The sequence below is a fragment of the Collinsella sp. LCP19S3_B6 genome (assembly GCF_052121815.1).
In the GTDB taxonomy this organism is placed as follows: Bacteria; Actinomycetota; Coriobacteriia; order Coriobacteriales; family Coriobacteriaceae; genus Collinsella.
The window spans coordinates 48,164-62,859 of the sequence record NZ_JBQKDN010000012.1 but is presented as its reverse complement, the minus strand read 5'-3'; the positions used below and the strand labels follow the sequence as shown (position 1 = coordinate 62,859).

Annotated in this window: 12 protein-coding genes; 5 read left to right on the top strand and 7 right to left on the bottom strand. The window is 61.0% G+C overall.

The window, feature by feature from the left end:
* Positions 1–514 precede the first annotated feature (514 nt).
* From ACTQWD_RS05985 to ACTQWD_RS05975, 3 genes are all read right to left on the bottom strand, one after another.
* Positions 515–922: a GtrA family protein gene (locus ACTQWD_RS05985; protein WP_370450581.1), complete on the bottom strand. Its 408-nt coding sequence runs from the start codon at positions 920–922 to the stop codon at positions 515–517.
* Positions 923–1,141: 219 nt separating this feature from the next.
* Positions 1,142–1,537: a GtrA family protein gene (locus tag ACTQWD_RS05980; RefSeq protein ID WP_427728966.1), complete on the bottom strand. Its 396-nt coding sequence runs from the start codon at positions 1,535–1,537 to the stop codon at positions 1,142–1,144.
* Positions 1,538–1,615: 78 nt separating this feature from the next.
* Positions 1,616–3,532, bottom strand: coding sequence for a fructose-1,6-bisphosphatase (locus ACTQWD_RS05975; RefSeq protein WP_441014877.1), 1,917 nt, complete (start codon positions 3,530–3,532; stop codon positions 1,616–1,618).
* A 318-nt stretch (positions 3,533–3,850) separates the two neighbouring features.
* On the opposite strand from ACTQWD_RS05975, the gene ACTQWD_RS05970 reads away from it, so the two are divergent.
* Positions 3,851–4,741 (top strand): DegV family protein, encoded by an 891-nt coding sequence (locus ACTQWD_RS05970; protein WP_441559512.1) that lies wholly within the window; start codon positions 3,851–3,853, stop codon positions 4,739–4,741.
* A gap of 107 nt (positions 4,742–4,848) precedes the next feature.
* Here ACTQWD_RS05970 and ACTQWD_RS05965 read toward each other — a convergent pair whose 3' ends face one another.
* The gene (locus ACTQWD_RS05965) at positions 4,849–5,940 is read right to left on the bottom strand and encodes a hypothetical protein (RefSeq protein ID WP_441559511.1); all 1,092 of its coding nucleotides are present in this window, start codon (positions 5,938–5,940) and stop codon (positions 4,849–4,851) included.
* Positions 5,941–6,128: 188 nt separating this feature from the next.
* On the opposite strand from ACTQWD_RS05965, the gene ACTQWD_RS05960 reads away from it, so the two are divergent.
* Complete coding sequence (locus ACTQWD_RS05960) at positions 6,129–6,299, top strand: hypothetical protein (RefSeq protein ID WP_427795757.1); 171 nt, start codon at positions 6,129–6,131, stop codon at positions 6,297–6,299.
* Between the two features lie 21 nt (positions 6,300–6,320).
* On the opposite strand, the gene ACTQWD_RS05955 is transcribed toward ACTQWD_RS05960, so the two are convergent.
* Positions 6,321–7,424 carry an RsmB/NOP family class I SAM-dependent RNA methyltransferase gene (locus ACTQWD_RS05955; protein WP_441559510.1) on the bottom strand — a complete coding sequence of 368 codons (1,104 nt, stop codon included), beginning with the start codon at positions 7,422–7,424 and terminating at the stop codon, positions 6,321–6,323.
* Between the two features lie 151 nt (positions 7,425–7,575).
* Positions 7,576–9,726: a methionine--tRNA ligase gene (locus ACTQWD_RS05950; RefSeq protein ID WP_441559509.1), complete on the bottom strand. Its 2,151-nt coding sequence runs from the start codon at positions 9,724–9,726 to the stop codon at positions 7,576–7,578.
* Positions 9,727–9,858: 132 nt separating this feature from the next.
* Between ACTQWD_RS05950 and ACTQWD_RS05945 the strand changes: the two genes are divergently transcribed.
* The 3 genes from ACTQWD_RS05945 to queA all read left to right on the top strand — a co-directional run bounded on the left by ACTQWD_RS05945 (position 9,859) and on the right by queA (position 12,415).
* The gene (locus ACTQWD_RS05945) at positions 9,859–10,428 is read left to right on the top strand and encodes a DUF3267 domain-containing protein (protein WP_427719827.1); all 570 of its coding nucleotides are present in this window, start codon (positions 9,859–9,861) and stop codon (positions 10,426–10,428) included.
* Positions 10,429–10,557: 129 nt separating this feature from the next.
* The gene (locus tag ACTQWD_RS05940; RefSeq protein WP_441048256.1) at positions 10,558–11,133 is read left to right on the top strand and encodes an epoxyqueuosine reductase QueH; all 576 of its coding nucleotides are present in this window, start codon (positions 10,558–10,560) and stop codon (positions 11,131–11,133) included.
* A gap of 70 nt (positions 11,134–11,203) precedes the next feature.
* Complete coding sequence (gene queA / locus ACTQWD_RS05935) at positions 11,204–12,415, top strand: tRNA preQ1(34) S-adenosylmethionine ribosyltransferase-isomerase QueA (RefSeq protein ID WP_441559513.1); 1,212 nt, start codon at positions 11,204–11,206, stop codon at positions 12,413–12,415.
* A gap of 334 nt (positions 12,416–12,749) precedes the next feature.
* Here queA and ACTQWD_RS05930 read toward each other — a convergent pair whose 3' ends face one another.
* Positions 12,750–14,522, bottom strand: coding sequence for a hypothetical protein (locus ACTQWD_RS05930; RefSeq protein WP_441559508.1), 1,773 nt, complete (start codon positions 14,520–14,522; stop codon positions 12,750–12,752).
* Positions 14,523–14,696 lie beyond the last annotated feature (174 nt).

Genomic DNA, 14,696 nt, shown 5'->3' with positions numbered 1-14,696 from the left:
CCGATACAATACGGAGAGGCGCAGCGATGCGCTCGGCGGCCGCACGCCGGCCGAGTTCCGCGCCGCGCTGGGAAGGGCCGCGTAACGGTCCAAGAAATCGTCCGCAGTCCCCATCGATAACGGGATACGCTTTCCGTTTCGGCGTCCGCGGGAAACTGCGTCCCGGAATCCCCGCTCAGACCGGGATACGGTTTCCCGATGGGGCGGGTTTCGGAAAGCGTGTCCCGCTCTGGGGGCTCATTCCGGGATGGACTTTCCGCATGGGGGCTCATCTGGAAACTGCGTCCCGTTCTGTTGACTGATTCCGGGACACAGTTTCCGCTAGGACGGCGTTGCGGAAGCTGCATCCCATTCTGAGGCTGCAATCTGGGATACACTTTCCGGAACGGCGTTCATGGGGAAATTGCGTCCCATTCATGCACCGTAGCCCGCCTTCCTCGGCAGACTCTGCAAACAAAAAACCGGTTGGAACGTGAATTCCAACCGGCTGCGAAGCGAGATTATGTTGGGCCGTCTACGACCGTGCGCCTTCGAGGAAAAAGCGACGGCTAAAGTAGTTGTACCAGGTGACCAGGAACGTGGCGATGGCCTTCATGGCCTGGTAGCCGATGCTCAAAAACGTGACGCCCACAAACATGTACAGGTCGTTGAGGCCCAGACCGATCACCGAAAGGATGGTAAAGATCGTGAACTCGCGCTTACGGCTCATGCCCTCGCGATGGTCGAACACGTACTTCATGCTGAGCCAGTAGTTAACCACGACGGACGTGGTAAACGAGACCGTCGTGCTCATCAAAAAGTCGAGGTGGAACAGCTCGACGAGCGCAATAAGCATGCCCCAGTCGACGCCAAAGGAGATAAGGCCCACGACAGCGAACTTGAGGAACTGCTTGGTATGAGGTTGTGCCAGCGCGTTACGCACGTAATCACATCCAATGCGTTGATGAATCGAGCAACGAGATACTTTAGAGCTTTTGCATGGCAAACGTAAGGTCTTTGGCAAGAACTATACGAACTCGCCAAATATTCAAGAGGTAATCCGCAAACGCTGCAAATCTTCCCGTAAACGAGCAAGGCCCAGGCAACGCTACGCTTGACGCGCGTCATCCGCAGGTCCCCGTAGTGCAACGAGGAGGCCGAGCTATTTGGTCTGCTCGCCCTCTAGGAAGATCTTTCGCGTTACAAAGTTGTAGACCATGACGAGTGCGGTAGCGCAAATCTTGGCGATATTGGCCTCGAGGCCCAGGCCGGCGTTGAGGGCAAGCACGATGCCGTCGTTGAGCGCCAGGCCAATAACGGATAGCACGACAAAGATGATGAACTCGCGGCGGCGGCTCATGCCCTCCTTGTGTGCAAACACGTACTTCATGCTCGCGACGTAGTTAAAGATGAGCGAGACGATAAAACCGCTGGTGTTGGCGATCAAGATGTTGAGGCCCAGGCCGTAGTGGAGCAGATTCATGATGCCAAAGTCGATGACGGTGGCAACGACGCCGACGACGCCAAACTTTATGATCTGCGCAAGGAGCTTTTGCATGGTACCTGCCTTAGGGTGGCGCCGGGGCGCCGCGGGGATGACAAACCCAGCAAGTTTAACCAATCCCCGCAGGCGGGGCTAGGCGCGCTCCTCGATAGCACCGTTTCTATATGCATCGAGGAGCTGGCGCAGGTCTTGGATCTGACTGCGAATCTTGACGCCGGTATCGGTGTCGCTCACCATGCGGCGCCGGTCGGCCTCGTCAAAGCGGTTGGTCTCGCTTTCGATATCGATGTTGCGGGTGAGCGCCTCGGCAACGCTGGTAAAGGCCTGGTGCGACTTGAGGCGGCATCCGCGCGAGCTCGAGATGAGCGTGTAACCGGCGATGCCCGTTTTGGGGTGGTAGGCGCGACAGAAACCGCCGTCGATAACCAGCAACTTTCCGTTGGCGCGGATGGGCTGCTCGCCCTTGGTGGTCTTGACGGGCGTATGGCCGTTGATGATATGGCCCGTCGGCGAGCAAGCCATGGGGGCGACGCCAAACTCGCGCATGATGTCGTCGCAAACGGACGAGGACGTGGTGAGCGTGTAGTACGGGTCCATCGGCTCGACCCACGTGCTCTTGTCGGCAATGTAGGCGCGCTCGAAGGTGCGCACCACGCGTCCGCTGGCGGGTGAGTTAAAGCCGATCCACAGGTACCACATCCAGTCGAGGGCATCGCGGTCGCCGACGCGCCAGGCGCGACGGGCGATATAGTCGCAAAAATCAAAATAATCGCGGCCGGCGTGCCAGGTACCCAGGCAGTTCATGCTGCTAAAGGTGCCGTCTTCGTTGAGCGGTACGCAGCCGTGGAACAGCAGATTGCCGTTGGCGACCTTATACATGGAGCCGTGGGTATAGAGGAAATCGATGTGGCGATGCAGATGATCGGCGGTGACAAACTCGGACACGAGCTTGTCGATGATGTGCTGCTCCTCGGGCGTGAGCGTGTAGGGGTCTGCCGGATCGACGGTGGGGAAGTCGTTGGTCGTGAGCGGCCACACGCTGCCGTCGGCGAGGGTGACCGTGCCGGTGTCGTGATCGACCTTGTCGAGCAGAAGACGGTCGGCCATGTCGAACTCGGGGTGGCGCTGGATAATCTGGCCCTCGAGCTTAAAGAGCAGAACGTTGATGGCTTTGATGAGCGGGCTGATGGGCTCGCCGGCGGTATAGGTAGCGTTGGCAAAGGCGACAAGCTCGCGCAGCGAGATGCCGTAGTCGTTCTCGAGAATCTCGTAGTTGTCGTAGCGCAGGTTGTTGCGTAGCACCGTGGCGATGCAGGCGGGCTCGCCGGCAGCGGCACCCATCCACAACAGATCGTGGTTGCCCCACTGAATATCGAGCGAATGATAGGTGAGCAGGCGGTCCATAATCTTGGCCGCGCCGCCGCCGCGGTCGAAGATGTCGCCCACCAAGTGCAGGTGGTCCACGGCGAGGCGCTTGATGAGCGAGGCGAGCGACTCGATAAAGTCGTCGGCGCTGGCGGTCTCCAAGATGGATTCGATAATGCGCTCGTGATAACGCACGCGGTAGTTGTTCTCGTCCGGATGCGTGTGCAGCAGCTCGTCGATGATGTAGGCGTAATCGCGCGGGATGGCCTTACGTACCTTGGAGCGGGTGTAGCGGCTCGAAAGCGAGCGGGCAACCACAATGAGCTGGTTGAGCATGGTCTTGTACCAGGTGGGCGAGTCCTCGTGCCGGCTGCGGACCAGATCGATCTTCTCGCGCGGGTAGTAGATGAGCGTGCACAGCTCGCCCTTTTCGTTAAAGGAGAGCGTGTCGCCAAAGATTTCGTCGACATGCTCGCGCACGACGCCCGAGCAGTTGTTGAGGATGTGCATAAAGGCTTCGTACTCGCCATGCACATCGCTCATAAAATGCTCGGTGCCCTTGGGCAGGTTGAGGATGGCCGAGAGGTTGATGATCTCGGTGAATGCGGATTGCTCGGTGGGGAACTGTCTCGACAGCAGGCGCAGATACTTGAAGTCTTGCGGATTGCGATCGAATGCGACCATGAAACACCTTCCGATGTGGTTGGTAAAACTGATAAACAGCGTCAAACGTTTATCAGTATGCGCCGCTTTTGTTTCAATTGGGGTTAGGAGATTGAATTGTTGGCCGAACGGTTTGCTAAATCGATTTAGTCGAGGTAGATATGGCGGTTGAGTGGAGACGTAGGGTCGTTTTTGCAGGCGCATACCTCCGAGATCGCTAGAGATGATGACGGTAAAGATGTTCACTACCTTTGGTTCAATTTGGTAAATAACGGACATTTGTACCGTATTCACGCATGCTGTGCGATAATTTGCGCAACAATGAGTAAGGAGCCTCATATGAGTGATTTTGTCCTGACCTGTGAATCCGCCGCCGATCGAACCCGTGAGTTCTTTGCGTCGCGCAATATTCCTGTCGTGTGTTTTCATTACGAGATCGACGATGTTGTCTATACGGACGATCTGTATCAGTCGATTACGCCGGACGAGTTTTTTGCTCAGATTGCCGCGGGCGCCATGCCCAAGACGTCTCAGGTGAGCGTGGGTGAGTACGAGGAGTTTTGGGAGCCGTTTGTTGCCGAGGGTAAAGACGTGCTGCACCTGACGTTGTCGTCGGGTATTTCGGGCACGTATGGATCGGCCTGCGTTGCGGCGCAGATGCTCGCGGATCGCTATCCCCAGGGCGGCAAGGTGCGCGTCATCGATTCGCTGGCGGCGTCTTCGGGCCTTGGCCTGCTGGCGGAATGTGCCGCCGACGTTCGCGATGGCGGCGCTTCGCTCGACGAGACGGCCGCTTGGATTGAGGAGCATAAACTCAACCTTCACCACTGGTTCTTCTCGACCGATCTGTCGAGCTACCTGCGCGGCGGTCGCATTTCGGCCGCGAGCGCGATTATCGGCACGGCACTCAAGATTTGCCCGCTTATGACGGTCGATTGCGAAGGTGAGCTGGCGCCGCGTGAGAAGATTCGCACCAAGAAGCGCGCGATTTCCGAGATGGCTAAGACCATGATGGCACACGTGCAGGGCGGTGCGGATTATTCGGGTAAGTGCATCATGTCGCACTCGGCGTGTCGCGAGGATGCCGAGGCAGTTGCGGCGCTGATCGAGGAACAGGTTCCGCAGCTTAAAGGCAAGATTGAGATTAATGACATCGGTGCTCTGATTGGCTCGCATACCGGACCTGGTACGGTGGCGCTCTTCTTTATGGGCGACAAGCGCGTGGACTAACGTTTGTGGGCTGGCTGACGGTTTTAACGGCTACGCCTGTCCTCCTGACATTTGATAACAGAAAAAGGCCCGTCCCGTTGTTTGCGGGGCGGGCCTTGCTGTTGCGGCTAGCGTTTCTTTCCACGGAAGAAGAAACCGTGTAGCGAGGGCTTGAGTCCGCGGTTGGCGCGACGCTCCTCGATATGATTGTGTATCGAGGCGACGCGCTCGATGACCTCGTCGGGAATCGGCACGTCGGGATTCATGTTCTCGACCTGGCTGACTTCGGCGGCGGCGACCTGGTCGATAATGGGCACATCGTCGCGCGAGATGACAGGCGTGGCGTCTTCCTTCATCTTGCGGTAGCGCTCCATCATGTCGGTTTGCAGCTGCTGGGCCGAAGGCGGCGTCCAGATGATAGCGTTGGCGCCGGCGGCGATGGTTTCACGGATGCTCTCGGGCGTCTTGCCACCCGGTGCGATGAGCGGCAGGCTGGGATAGTGCTCTCGCAGCTCGCGTAGGACCTGGGGTGTGTTTTTGCCGGCGGCGATGTTGAGGATCTTGGCCCCGGCGCGCACCTTGGCGTGGGCATCGTCATCGCAGCGAACGACCGTGGCGATGACGGGGATGTCGGCGATGTTGGTGATGTGCTCGACCATCTCGGCGGTAGCGGGGGAGTTGACCACGCAGCCCGCCGCGCCTTGCATCTCGGAGACGGCCGCCATCTGCACGGAGCGCTTACCGGTGGTGGTACCGCCGCCAACGCCCACAAAGACCGGGCACTCGGCAACAGTCAGCAGCGCCTGCGTAATGGCGGGCTGCGGCGTGAAGGGGTAGACGGCAAACACGGCGTCGGCATTGGAGTTGCGGATGACCGCCACGTCGGTGGTGTAGATGAGCGATTTGATGCGGCGTCCAAAGAGCGTAAAGCCGCTGGCCTCCTCGATCTCATCGGGCATGCGGAGGGCCGCCTTGCGCAGGCGCCCGTCGATGGGCAGCGGCTCCATGGGCAAAAGGCCGCTGGGGGTTACAGCCACCTGGGGCTCGGTAAATTCGTCCGCAAGCTCAACCTCTGAGAAATCGACCGAGGCGACGATGTCCTCGTGAACCTCGGCGGGAACATCGATGGGGGCTTGGCCGTTCGTCGCGGCGGGCGTGTCGAAGGAGCTGGTGGCGACAAAAGCGTCAACACGCTCGTTCAAATCGTTGAGAGAATCCATTGCGGTCCGTTTCTATAATGTGCGGTCGGCAGCGTGCGACCGGCGCTACGTTGCTAAAACGTTTGACGAGTTGATTTTTCCCCGCCGCGCCATCCGTTAGACTGAAGGGCCGCGAACGTGAAGGAGCTGTGGTGGCAGGTTTTGAGGTGCTATCTTGGATGTCCCGTTTATAAGAGAGGTGGCGCGGTATGGAAATCACGACGATATTGAGCTCGATTGGCCTATGCGTGGGCGCAATCGTAGCCGCCGCGGTCATCTACTTTGTGGTTACGGCCATTAAGGGCAAAAAGGCCGAGCGCAAGGAACGCGAGGCACTTAAGCAGCACCGTGACCAGCAGGACAGGCGCGCACGGAGATAGCTTGTTGAGTTGGTCCGTGCGCTAGCTGCGTTTTCGGATCAGAGCGATGTAGAAGCCCTCAAAGTCGCGGCTAGGCGGGATGGTCAGCGTGCCGGGCATGCCGTTGGCGACGGTCGAGACGTGGCCGGTGGCGATGGCCTCGGTGAGGGCGTTGAACTCGACGCGTGGCTCTTCGCCAGCTTCCTGGGCGCGACGCGTTTCACTTTCGCTCGGCGTGCCGTCGAGGGGAATGAGCTCGCAGTCCATGTGTTTGTCGAGGGCCTCTTGCAGGGCGTCCTCGTTTTCCTGCGGCAAGATCGAACAAGTGGAATAGACGAGCGTGCCGCCCGGCTTGAGGGCGCCCATGGCGCGGTCCAGAAGCGCGCGCTGCGAGCGGGCGCACTTGCAGAGCAGCTGCTCGGTCAGGCCGCGCAGGCTTTTCTCGTTGCCGCTGATGACGGTGCCCGTGCCGGTACAGGGGGCGTCGAGCAGGATGCGGTCAAAGCGGAAGAACTCGTCAAGCTCGCGTGCGTCGATGCGCATGACGGGCACGTTTTTGGCGCCCTGGCGGCCCAAGTTGGCCTCGAGCTTTTCGGCGCGGGGAATGCTCATCTCGCAGGCGGTGAGGTGCGCCTGTCCCTGGGTGAGGGCGGCGATCTGCGTCGTCTTGCCGCCGGGGGCCGCGCACATGTCCAGGATATCCTCGCCGGCCTGAGCGCCCAGCACCAAAGGAGGCATCATGGACGACAGGCTCTGCAGATAGATTTTGCCGTTGCGGTAGATGTCGAGATCCCACAGATCGGATACCTGGGCCTCGGGCAGGATGAAAGCGTCCGGGTACCAGGCAACGGTTTGGTGGGCGATGCCGGCTGCGTCGAGCGCGGCGGCGATGTCCTCGGCGGTTGCCTTGAGCGTGTTGGCACGCAGCGTGACCGGGCGCGTGGCTGCGGCGCCAAAGCCCTCGATCATGAGCTCGGCATCGGCAGGCGCATAGGCGCCGGCGACCGTGTCGACCATAAAGCGCGGCAGGTCGGCGGCGGAGTGTTGGGCGGCAAGCTGGTCGGAAAGCTCGGTGGCGGCAAACTGCCTAAGCTTGAGCTCGGGCTTAACCTGCTTTTTCTGCTTACGACGACGCGGCTTGGACATCCGTCTTTCCTTCCCATTCCATTAAAAGTAGTCAATTTGGGACGGGGCTATTTTAGCTGCCCGTCCGTTTCGGCAGGCGTTGCAGTTAAATTTGGGACGGGGTAGCTAAAATAGCCCCGTCCCAAATTGACTACTCTGCCTTGGCGTTTGTCTAGTACTGGCTCTCGTGCTTGCTAAAGAAGTCGAAGCGCGGGGGCAGCGGCTTTACGCGGTGCTCGCCGGGCTTCTCGCCCAGGCTCTCCACAAACTCATCCGTGGAGGCAAAGATGTTATCCCAGCTAAAGAAGGCGACCGGATCGATGTCGAAGTACTCGCAGATGAGCTCGCAGCCGGCCGGGACGATGCCGTGCATCAGGACGGTCGCCACGCGCAGCTCGGTAAAGGCGTCGACCAGTGCCTGCGTCATTGCGGCGTTTGCCTCGCTACCCTCGAGCTTGTTGGCAGCTTTGGAGGCGTCGCTCCAGCGCTTGTTGGCGGCACGCAGGTAGTCGTCACACACGGCGAGCGCGCGGTGCGTCTCGAACTTGTACATGGCCTGCTCAAAGGCGAGAGCTGCCTGCTCGGCGGCTTCGACCACGGTGGCGGAGGCGGCACCGGCGGGGATGCATCCGTTGCGGTAGGGGCTCTCGTCGCCCTCCTTGACGGCGACGCCGTAGAAGCAGCTGCGGGCCAGGCGGTTGAACACGCCGGTCAAAAGCGCGCTCTCCTTAAGGGCCGGGTCGATAACGCGCTTGTCGTCGCAGGCGCGTACCTCGTTGCCGTCCTTGTCCTTGCCGGTCACACGCGTGTCGTATGCCTTGGGGCTAAAGCTCACCGGCTTCTCGGACAGGCCGAGCGACAGCCAATGCGCGCGCATCTGCTCGCAGGTGTAGTGGTTGAGCAGGTCGTCTGCCGGCGGGGGAGGCGTCTGCGAGGACGAGCTTGCTTTTTTTCCCATGTAGAGCAGGTGATAGCAGGCGCTGACGGTGCTCTGCGTGAGGTTCCAACCCAGGGCCTCCCACATGGCGGTCTGCGCGATGCAGTAGAAGTAGATGTTGTCCTGACCGATAAACTGGTAGATCTGTGCGTCGTCCGAGCACCACCAGTCGCGCCAGTCGAGCGAGCTGTGCTGGTAGGTGGGCGCGGGGACCTGCGTGGAATCGGCGGCGGGCTCGCCCATGAGGGCGGCATCCTGGGCGGCGACGCCCTCGGTCACGCCGGCGGCGCGGGCATCGCGGGCGAGCACGGTGCGGGTGTAGCTGATGGGCGCCCACAGGCTCTCGGGCCAGCACCAGCAGGTGACGTCGGAGACGCCATCGACCTCGGGCACCGGAACGCCCCAGTCGATGTTGCCGGTGATGCGGAAGGGCACGAGCGCCTTGCCGCTACGGAAGCGCACGCCGCCGTTGGCGAGCACCGCGTGGGCGTCGTCGCGCTCCTTCCAGCTGGGGAAGGTGACGGTAAAACTGCTCTTGTTGCCCTCGGGCTCCAGCACGGTGTGCTCGGGGAGCTGGTCCTCGACGGCGTCGAAGGCCTCGCGGAACTTGTTCTGGATGTAGAGCTGTGCCGGCAGCAGCCACTCTTCCATGGTCTTGGAGACCACGGAGCGAACCTGCGGGTTCTGGGCGAGCTTGGCGGTGTAGGTCTTCATAAAGTCGAGGTAGGCGGGCAGGTCGAAGTAGAGGTTGTCGACCGGGCGCAGCTCGGGCACCTCGCCGGTGAGCTGGCTCTTGGGCGCGATGAGCTCCTCGGGCTCAAACTGGTGGCCCAGGTCGCACTCGTCGGCATAAGCCTTCTCGGACTTGCAGCCTTGGATGGGGCAGCGGCCGATGACCTGGCGACCGTTGAGGAACGTGCCGGCCTTGGCGTCGTAGAACTGCAGGGTAGAGCGCTTGGAGATGGTGCCCTGCTCGTGCAGGCGCTCGATAATCTCGGCGGTCACCTTGTTGTGAATCTGGGCCGCCGGCTCAAGGCCCGAGCCGCCGTAGATGTCGCAGCTGATGTTGTAGTTGTTGAGGGTCGCGGCCTGACGGGAGTGATTGGACTCGACATACTCGCTAATGGACTTATCGTAGCCCTCGTTCTCCTTGAGCTTGCGGTAGCTCTCCATGATGGGCGAGCCGTAGCAGTCGGTGCCCGAGGTGAAGATGACGTTCTCGCGGCCTAGGCGGTCGCGCAGGAAGCGGGCGAAGAAGTCGGCCGGGACAAAGACGCCGCCAACGTGGCCAAAGTGAAGGCCCTTGTTGCCATAGGGCTCGCCGGCGGTTACGATGGCGCGGCGAGGCCAGCTGGGACGGTCGTTCATGGAGTATTTGGATGCCATGGGACTCCTTCGCATATGGTGAGAGCGTGGCCGGGCGCGGGGCTCGGCGACGCGGTGGTCAATTCGTGCATATCGTTCGACATTATCGCACATGCGGACGGGTACGTGGCAGGGGCGCTATCCTAAGATGCTATGAATGAGATTTCCAACATACATGCGTTTGAAGACGAGGATTTCCTGCACGCTTGCTTTGTGTGGGGGATGGCCGTGCTTGGCGCATTTGCCGTGTGCCTGGTGCCGGTGTTTATGCTGCTGGGCGGGCCCGCGGACTTGGATGCGGCTGACGCGGGTGGCTGGACGGCTGTCTTGGGCTGGATAGTTGGCTTGGCTGCGGTTTCGGCGGCGTCATTTGCCGTGCACGAGCTGGTGCACGGCGTGTTCTTTAAGCTGCTGGCTCCTGCGGGCGCGCAGGTGACCTTTGGGGCGAACCTCGAGACATGCATGATCTATGCCTGCGCCGAGGGCGTTGTGTATTCGCGCCGGCGGTACATGGCAGTTTGTCTGGCGCCGACGGTTGTCGTGACGACAGCGTTTACCCTGGGGTTTGCGTTTTCGGGCTATCCGCTGCTGTGCTACCTGGCGGCCGGCTTGCATTTGTCGGGCTGTGTGGGCGACTGGTATTACGTGCGGACCATTTTGCGCGACCGCCGCATTGTCGCCTGCGAAGATACGTCCTTTGGCGTTCGCTTTTTTGGTCAGTAGTCTTTTTGGGACGGGGCTATTTTGACTACTTTTTGGAGATGGGTATTTTTGACTGCTTTATGTCAAAAGTAGTCAAAATAGCCCCGTCCCAAAAAGACTACCCTGGGCAAAGATTGGGAGGAGATGTCCATGAAGCCGTTGCTGTTGCACGCCTGCTGTGCGCCGTGCTCGCTGGAGCCGGTTCGTCTGCTGCGTGAGGAGGGGTTTGAGCCCACGATTTGCTGGACCAACCCCAATATTCAGCCGCGCGATGAATGGCAGCGGCGTTTGGACGAGCTGCGCCGGTGGTGTGCCGATGGCGACATCGAGCTCATCGAGGCGGGGGAGGACCGCGAGCGCTGGGAGGCCGGCGTGGCCCCGCTGGGCGCCGATCGACCCCGTCGCTGTCGTGCGTGCTATGCCCTGCGCCTGGCCGAGGCATGCCGTGTGGCCCAGGAGTGCGGGTTTGAGTTTGTGGGTACGACGCTCGCCGTCTCGCCGTATCAGTTGTTCGACACCTGCAATGATGTGTTGGAGCGCTTGGCGGCGGCACATGGTCTCACCCCGGTGATTCGCGATTTTCGCCCGTATTATCCCGAGGCGACACGCCGTTCGCGCGAGCTGGGCATGTATCGGCAGAACTACTGTGGTTGCCGCTTCTCGGCCGTCGAGGCGGCCATGGACCGCGCCCGCATCCGCGACGAGCGCAAAGCCGCCAAAAAGTAGTTCTTTTGGGCTGGCAGCCTGCTAGGATGTAGAGCGGATTTTAGCTATATAAGGAGTATTCGACGTGTCTATGCGTACCGATGATTTTGACTACAACCTTCCTGAGGAACTGATTGCCCAGGCTCCTGCTGAGCCGCGCGACTCCTGCCGCCTACTGGTGGTGGATCGCAAGGGCTCCCAGGCGGGAACGCCACTGGAGCATGGCGGTACCGTTGAGCACCGCATCTTTCGCGACATCATCGACTATATCGAGCCGGGTGACGTGCTCGTCATCAACCAGACGCGCGTGATGCCGGCCCGCCTTATCGGTCGCAAGGCCGGCTCGGGCGGCGTGGTCGAAACGCTGCTGCTCAAGCGCCGCGAGGACGTGGATCCGCTGGGTCACGTTTGGGAGTGCTTGGTCAAGCCGGGCAAGCGCTTAAAGCCCGGCGCTCAGATTGAGTATCGCGCCGGTGGTGCCCATGCGCCCGAGGGCGCGCCCGTGGTGCTGACGGCCGAGGTCGTCGACTTTGTCACCGATAGCCGCGGCGGCCGCCTGGTGCGTTTTGAGCCGGCCGGTTGCAATGCCGCCGGCGAGCCGCGCACGCTCGATGAGGCTATCCATGCTGCCGGCCACGTGCCGCTGCCTCCCTACATTACCGATTACGAGGGCGATCCCGAGAAGTACCAGACCGTCTACGCCATGAAGGAGGAGCACTCAGCTGCCGCTCCCACGGCGGGCCTGCACTTTACTCCCGAGCTCATGGCGGCTATCGAGGCCAAGGGTGCAAAGTTTGCCGCTGTCGAGCTCGAGGTGGGCATCGATACCTTCCGTCTGGTGGAGGAGGACGACCCCACGCAGCACGTGATGCACACCGAGCGCTATCACGTGTCGCAGGAGGTTGTCGACGCCGTGCATAAGGCTAAGGCCGAGGGGCATCGCGTGATTGCTGTCGGTACCACCGCAGTCCGCTCGCTCGAGAGTGCGTTTGACGCGGACGCGCCGGTGTCCGATCCGGCTGTGACGGCGCGCTATTTTGAGGGCCGTAAGGACGGGGCCGACACGCTCGGCCGTGGTGACATCGTGGCGCGCGAGAACGCGACGACGCAGCTCTACCTCATGCCCGGCTCGACCTATCACGTGGTCGACGCGCTGATCACTAACTTCCATGTTCCGCGCTCCACACTCATGATGCTCGTGAGCGCACTTGCTAGCCGCGACCAGATCATGGATGCCTATGCCGCTGCTATCGAGCAGCGCTACCGCTTCTTCAGCTTTGGCGACGCCATGCTCATTTTGTAGGTTCCGCCGTTCTGCCGAACGGCGGACCGGCCGACGCTGCAAACGCCCCTAAGCGGCAATCTGACGTTCAATCGTCGGGCATGACCAGAAGGTCAATGCCCTCCTCTTTCACGTCACCTTGCTCGCTTAGGGGCGTTTTCGCTGACTTCGCCAAAACATTGGCGTTGCCGTGGTTCAACCTGCCAAAAAGGGACAGGTTTATTTTGGCAGGTTTTATCTGGGCAAACGTTGTTGGTGCAATGGGGACTGCTTTATATGCACCAAGTTGGTGCAAAGTAGCCTGGCCCCTTTGCACCAATCAAAACGTTGCGGTGAGTGTTTTTTGGCAGCTGGTTTACTTGCTCGCGAACAGCCAGATTAGGACGATCACGAGGATTACGGCGACAATGCAGACGATTGCGCCGGTGAATTTGACGCGTGAGTCGCGGGTGCGCTCGCGCACGTCGTTCTCGGCGGCTTCGAGCTGAGCCACTTCGCGCTCGGTTTCGGCGCGCTCGGCCTTATCGCGAGCCAGGGAGCCCGCGAGCGATTCGGTGATCTCGGGATGGTTGTGCACCTCGGTCGCCTGCTCGATGATCGACTGCGCATGCGCGATGTCCGCCTGGGCATTGGCGATAGCCTGCTCTTGCTCTTGACGCGCTTTGTCCTCGGTGACGATCTTCTCGCGTAATTCGCGCTGGCGCGTTGCAGCGGCCGCCTTTGCGGTCTGCAGCTCGTCGCGCGCGGCATCGGCCTCGGCCGTCACGGCCTGATGGGCGCGCTTGGCGTCGGCGATGGGGGCTTGCGCCTGCTCGACGGCGTGCTCGGCAGCTGCGAGCGAGTGCTCAAGATCGGCGGTGATGCGCGGGACATCTTCCTCGGCTTTACGCAGGGCATCAGCCGTGTCGGAGATCTGCATCGAAAGCTCGCTGGTGCGCACCGTATAGCTGGCGGGATTTGCCGAGGGATTGCGTTGCAGCTCGGCATACTCATGACGCAGCGTCTCGAGCTGGGCGCGCGTGGCGTTGACGGTTTGTTGTGCGGCCGCAATGCCGGCGTCTCGCTCGGCCTTCACCTTGTCGCGGATGCGCTTGGAATCCTCGAGACGTCGTACGAGGCGGTTACCGGTCTCGCGCGAGCTGGCTTCGCGCGCTTCGACGGCATCGAGTGCGGCTTTGAGACGCCGCTCGGTGGCGTCGTCCTCTTCTTTTATTTGTTCGAGCTGCGCTTTGAGCTCTGTTGTCTTGGCGGCATGGGTATCGCGGCCGATTTCTGCCGCCGCAGCGGTCTTTTGAGCCGTGGCGATTGCCTGGCGCTGGTCGGCGACAATCTGGTCGTAACGCCCTGCGATATCCTGGCGCGTCTCGAGCTCCTCGCCTTGATCGGCGATGCGCTGATCAAGTTCGGCCAGGTGGGCACGAGCGTCCGCGAGCGCCTTTTTTGCGGCGTTCATCTCGCGCATGGCAGAGGCGCCCTGGGCGATAAAAGTGCCTACGGCGTTTGCTGTATTTGAGACGGCGGTTCCCAGATCGCGGCTGGCTGCAGGGGCGTGTGGAGCGGTCGGATGACCGGCGTCGGCCGTACCCGCATCGGGCGCCTGCGACGTGGCGATATTGCCGGTGCCACCCTCGATCACGGAAAATCCGGCAGTGTGCGGGTCAACTGCATCTGCGCCAATTGTAGGGTGCTCGAGCTGTAAGAACGAAGGTACGGTGCTGCCTTGGTCGGCAACGGGGGTCTCGCCAGGCACGAAGGTCGATGCGGCCTCGGCGGCCTTCTCTTCTTCGACGTCCACATCGGCGTCGGCCACGGCGTCTTTCATTGCTTTGACGGCATCCATCATGGAGTCCATGACGGCATCGAGCTCTTCTTCCGAAGACACCTCGATGGGGCCTGCCGCCTGTGACACGGGGTCCGCGTCGGGCTCGGCGTCGTTCGACTCCGGTTGCTCGCCTTCGTCATGCTCGACAGTATCGCCTGTGTCTGTTGCCTTATCCGCACCGGCGTGCGCATCTTCGGCGGATGCATCGACGGAAGCGGCGACGCAGGTAGGAGTGCTGCAGTCGTCGACGGCGTCTGCGGAATGATCAATATGCTGCTGAGTCTGGGGGTCCAGCTCGTCTGTCATAGGCATGTGCTCCTCATCGTTGATTGTCACCCTATGATAAAGTCTCTCGCCGGCATCCCGCGCGCCGCAGCAAAGTTTCAAAACGTGTTCGATGGCTCGCTTGGATAGCAAAAATTCGGCCGCTATATTCAGTTTGCGCTTGACATTTCCTTCTCCGAAAGACGTTATGCCGTT

What these genes read in the sequence shown, in the direction of transcription:
- ACTQWD_RS05980 (WP_427728966.1), bottom strand. Translation starts at nt 1,537, where the DNA reads ATGCAAAAGCTCCTTGCGCAGATCATAAAGTTTGGCGTCGTCGGCGTC.
- ACTQWD_RS05975 (WP_441014877.1), bottom strand. Translation starts at nt 3,532, where the DNA reads ATGGTCGCATTCGATCGCAATCCGCAAGACTTCAAGTATCTGCGCCTG.
- ACTQWD_RS05970 (WP_441559512.1), top strand. Translation starts at nt 3,851, where the DNA reads ATGAGTGATTTTGTCCTGACCTGTGAATCCGCCGCCGATCGAACCCGT.
- ACTQWD_RS05965 (WP_441559511.1), bottom strand. Translation starts at nt 5,940, where the DNA reads ATGGATTCTCTCAACGATTTGAACGAGCGTGTTGACGCTTTTGTCGCC.
- ACTQWD_RS05960 (WP_427795757.1), top strand. Translation starts at nt 6,129, where the DNA reads ATGGAAATCACGACGATATTGAGCTCGATTGGCCTATGCGTGGGCGCA.
- ACTQWD_RS05955 (WP_441559510.1), bottom strand. Translation starts at nt 7,424, where the DNA reads ATGTCCAAGCCGCGTCGTCGTAAGCAGAAAAAGCAGGTTAAGCCCGAG.
- ACTQWD_RS05950 (WP_441559509.1), bottom strand. Translation starts at nt 9,726, where the DNA reads ATGGCATCCAAATACTCCATGAACGACCGTCCCAGCTGGCCTCGCCGC.
- ACTQWD_RS05945 (WP_427719827.1), top strand. Translation starts at nt 9,859, where the DNA reads ATGAATGAGATTTCCAACATACATGCGTTTGAAGACGAGGATTTCCTG.
- ACTQWD_RS05940 (WP_441048256.1), top strand. Translation starts at nt 10,558, where the DNA reads ATGAAGCCGTTGCTGTTGCACGCCTGCTGTGCGCCGTGCTCGCTGGAG.
- queA (WP_441559513.1), top strand. Translation starts at nt 11,204, where the DNA reads ATGCGTACCGATGATTTTGACTACAACCTTCCTGAGGAACTGATTGCC.
- ACTQWD_RS05930 (WP_441559508.1), bottom strand. Translation starts at nt 14,522, where the DNA reads ATGACAGACGAGCTGGACCCCCAGACTCAGCAGCATATTGATCATTCC.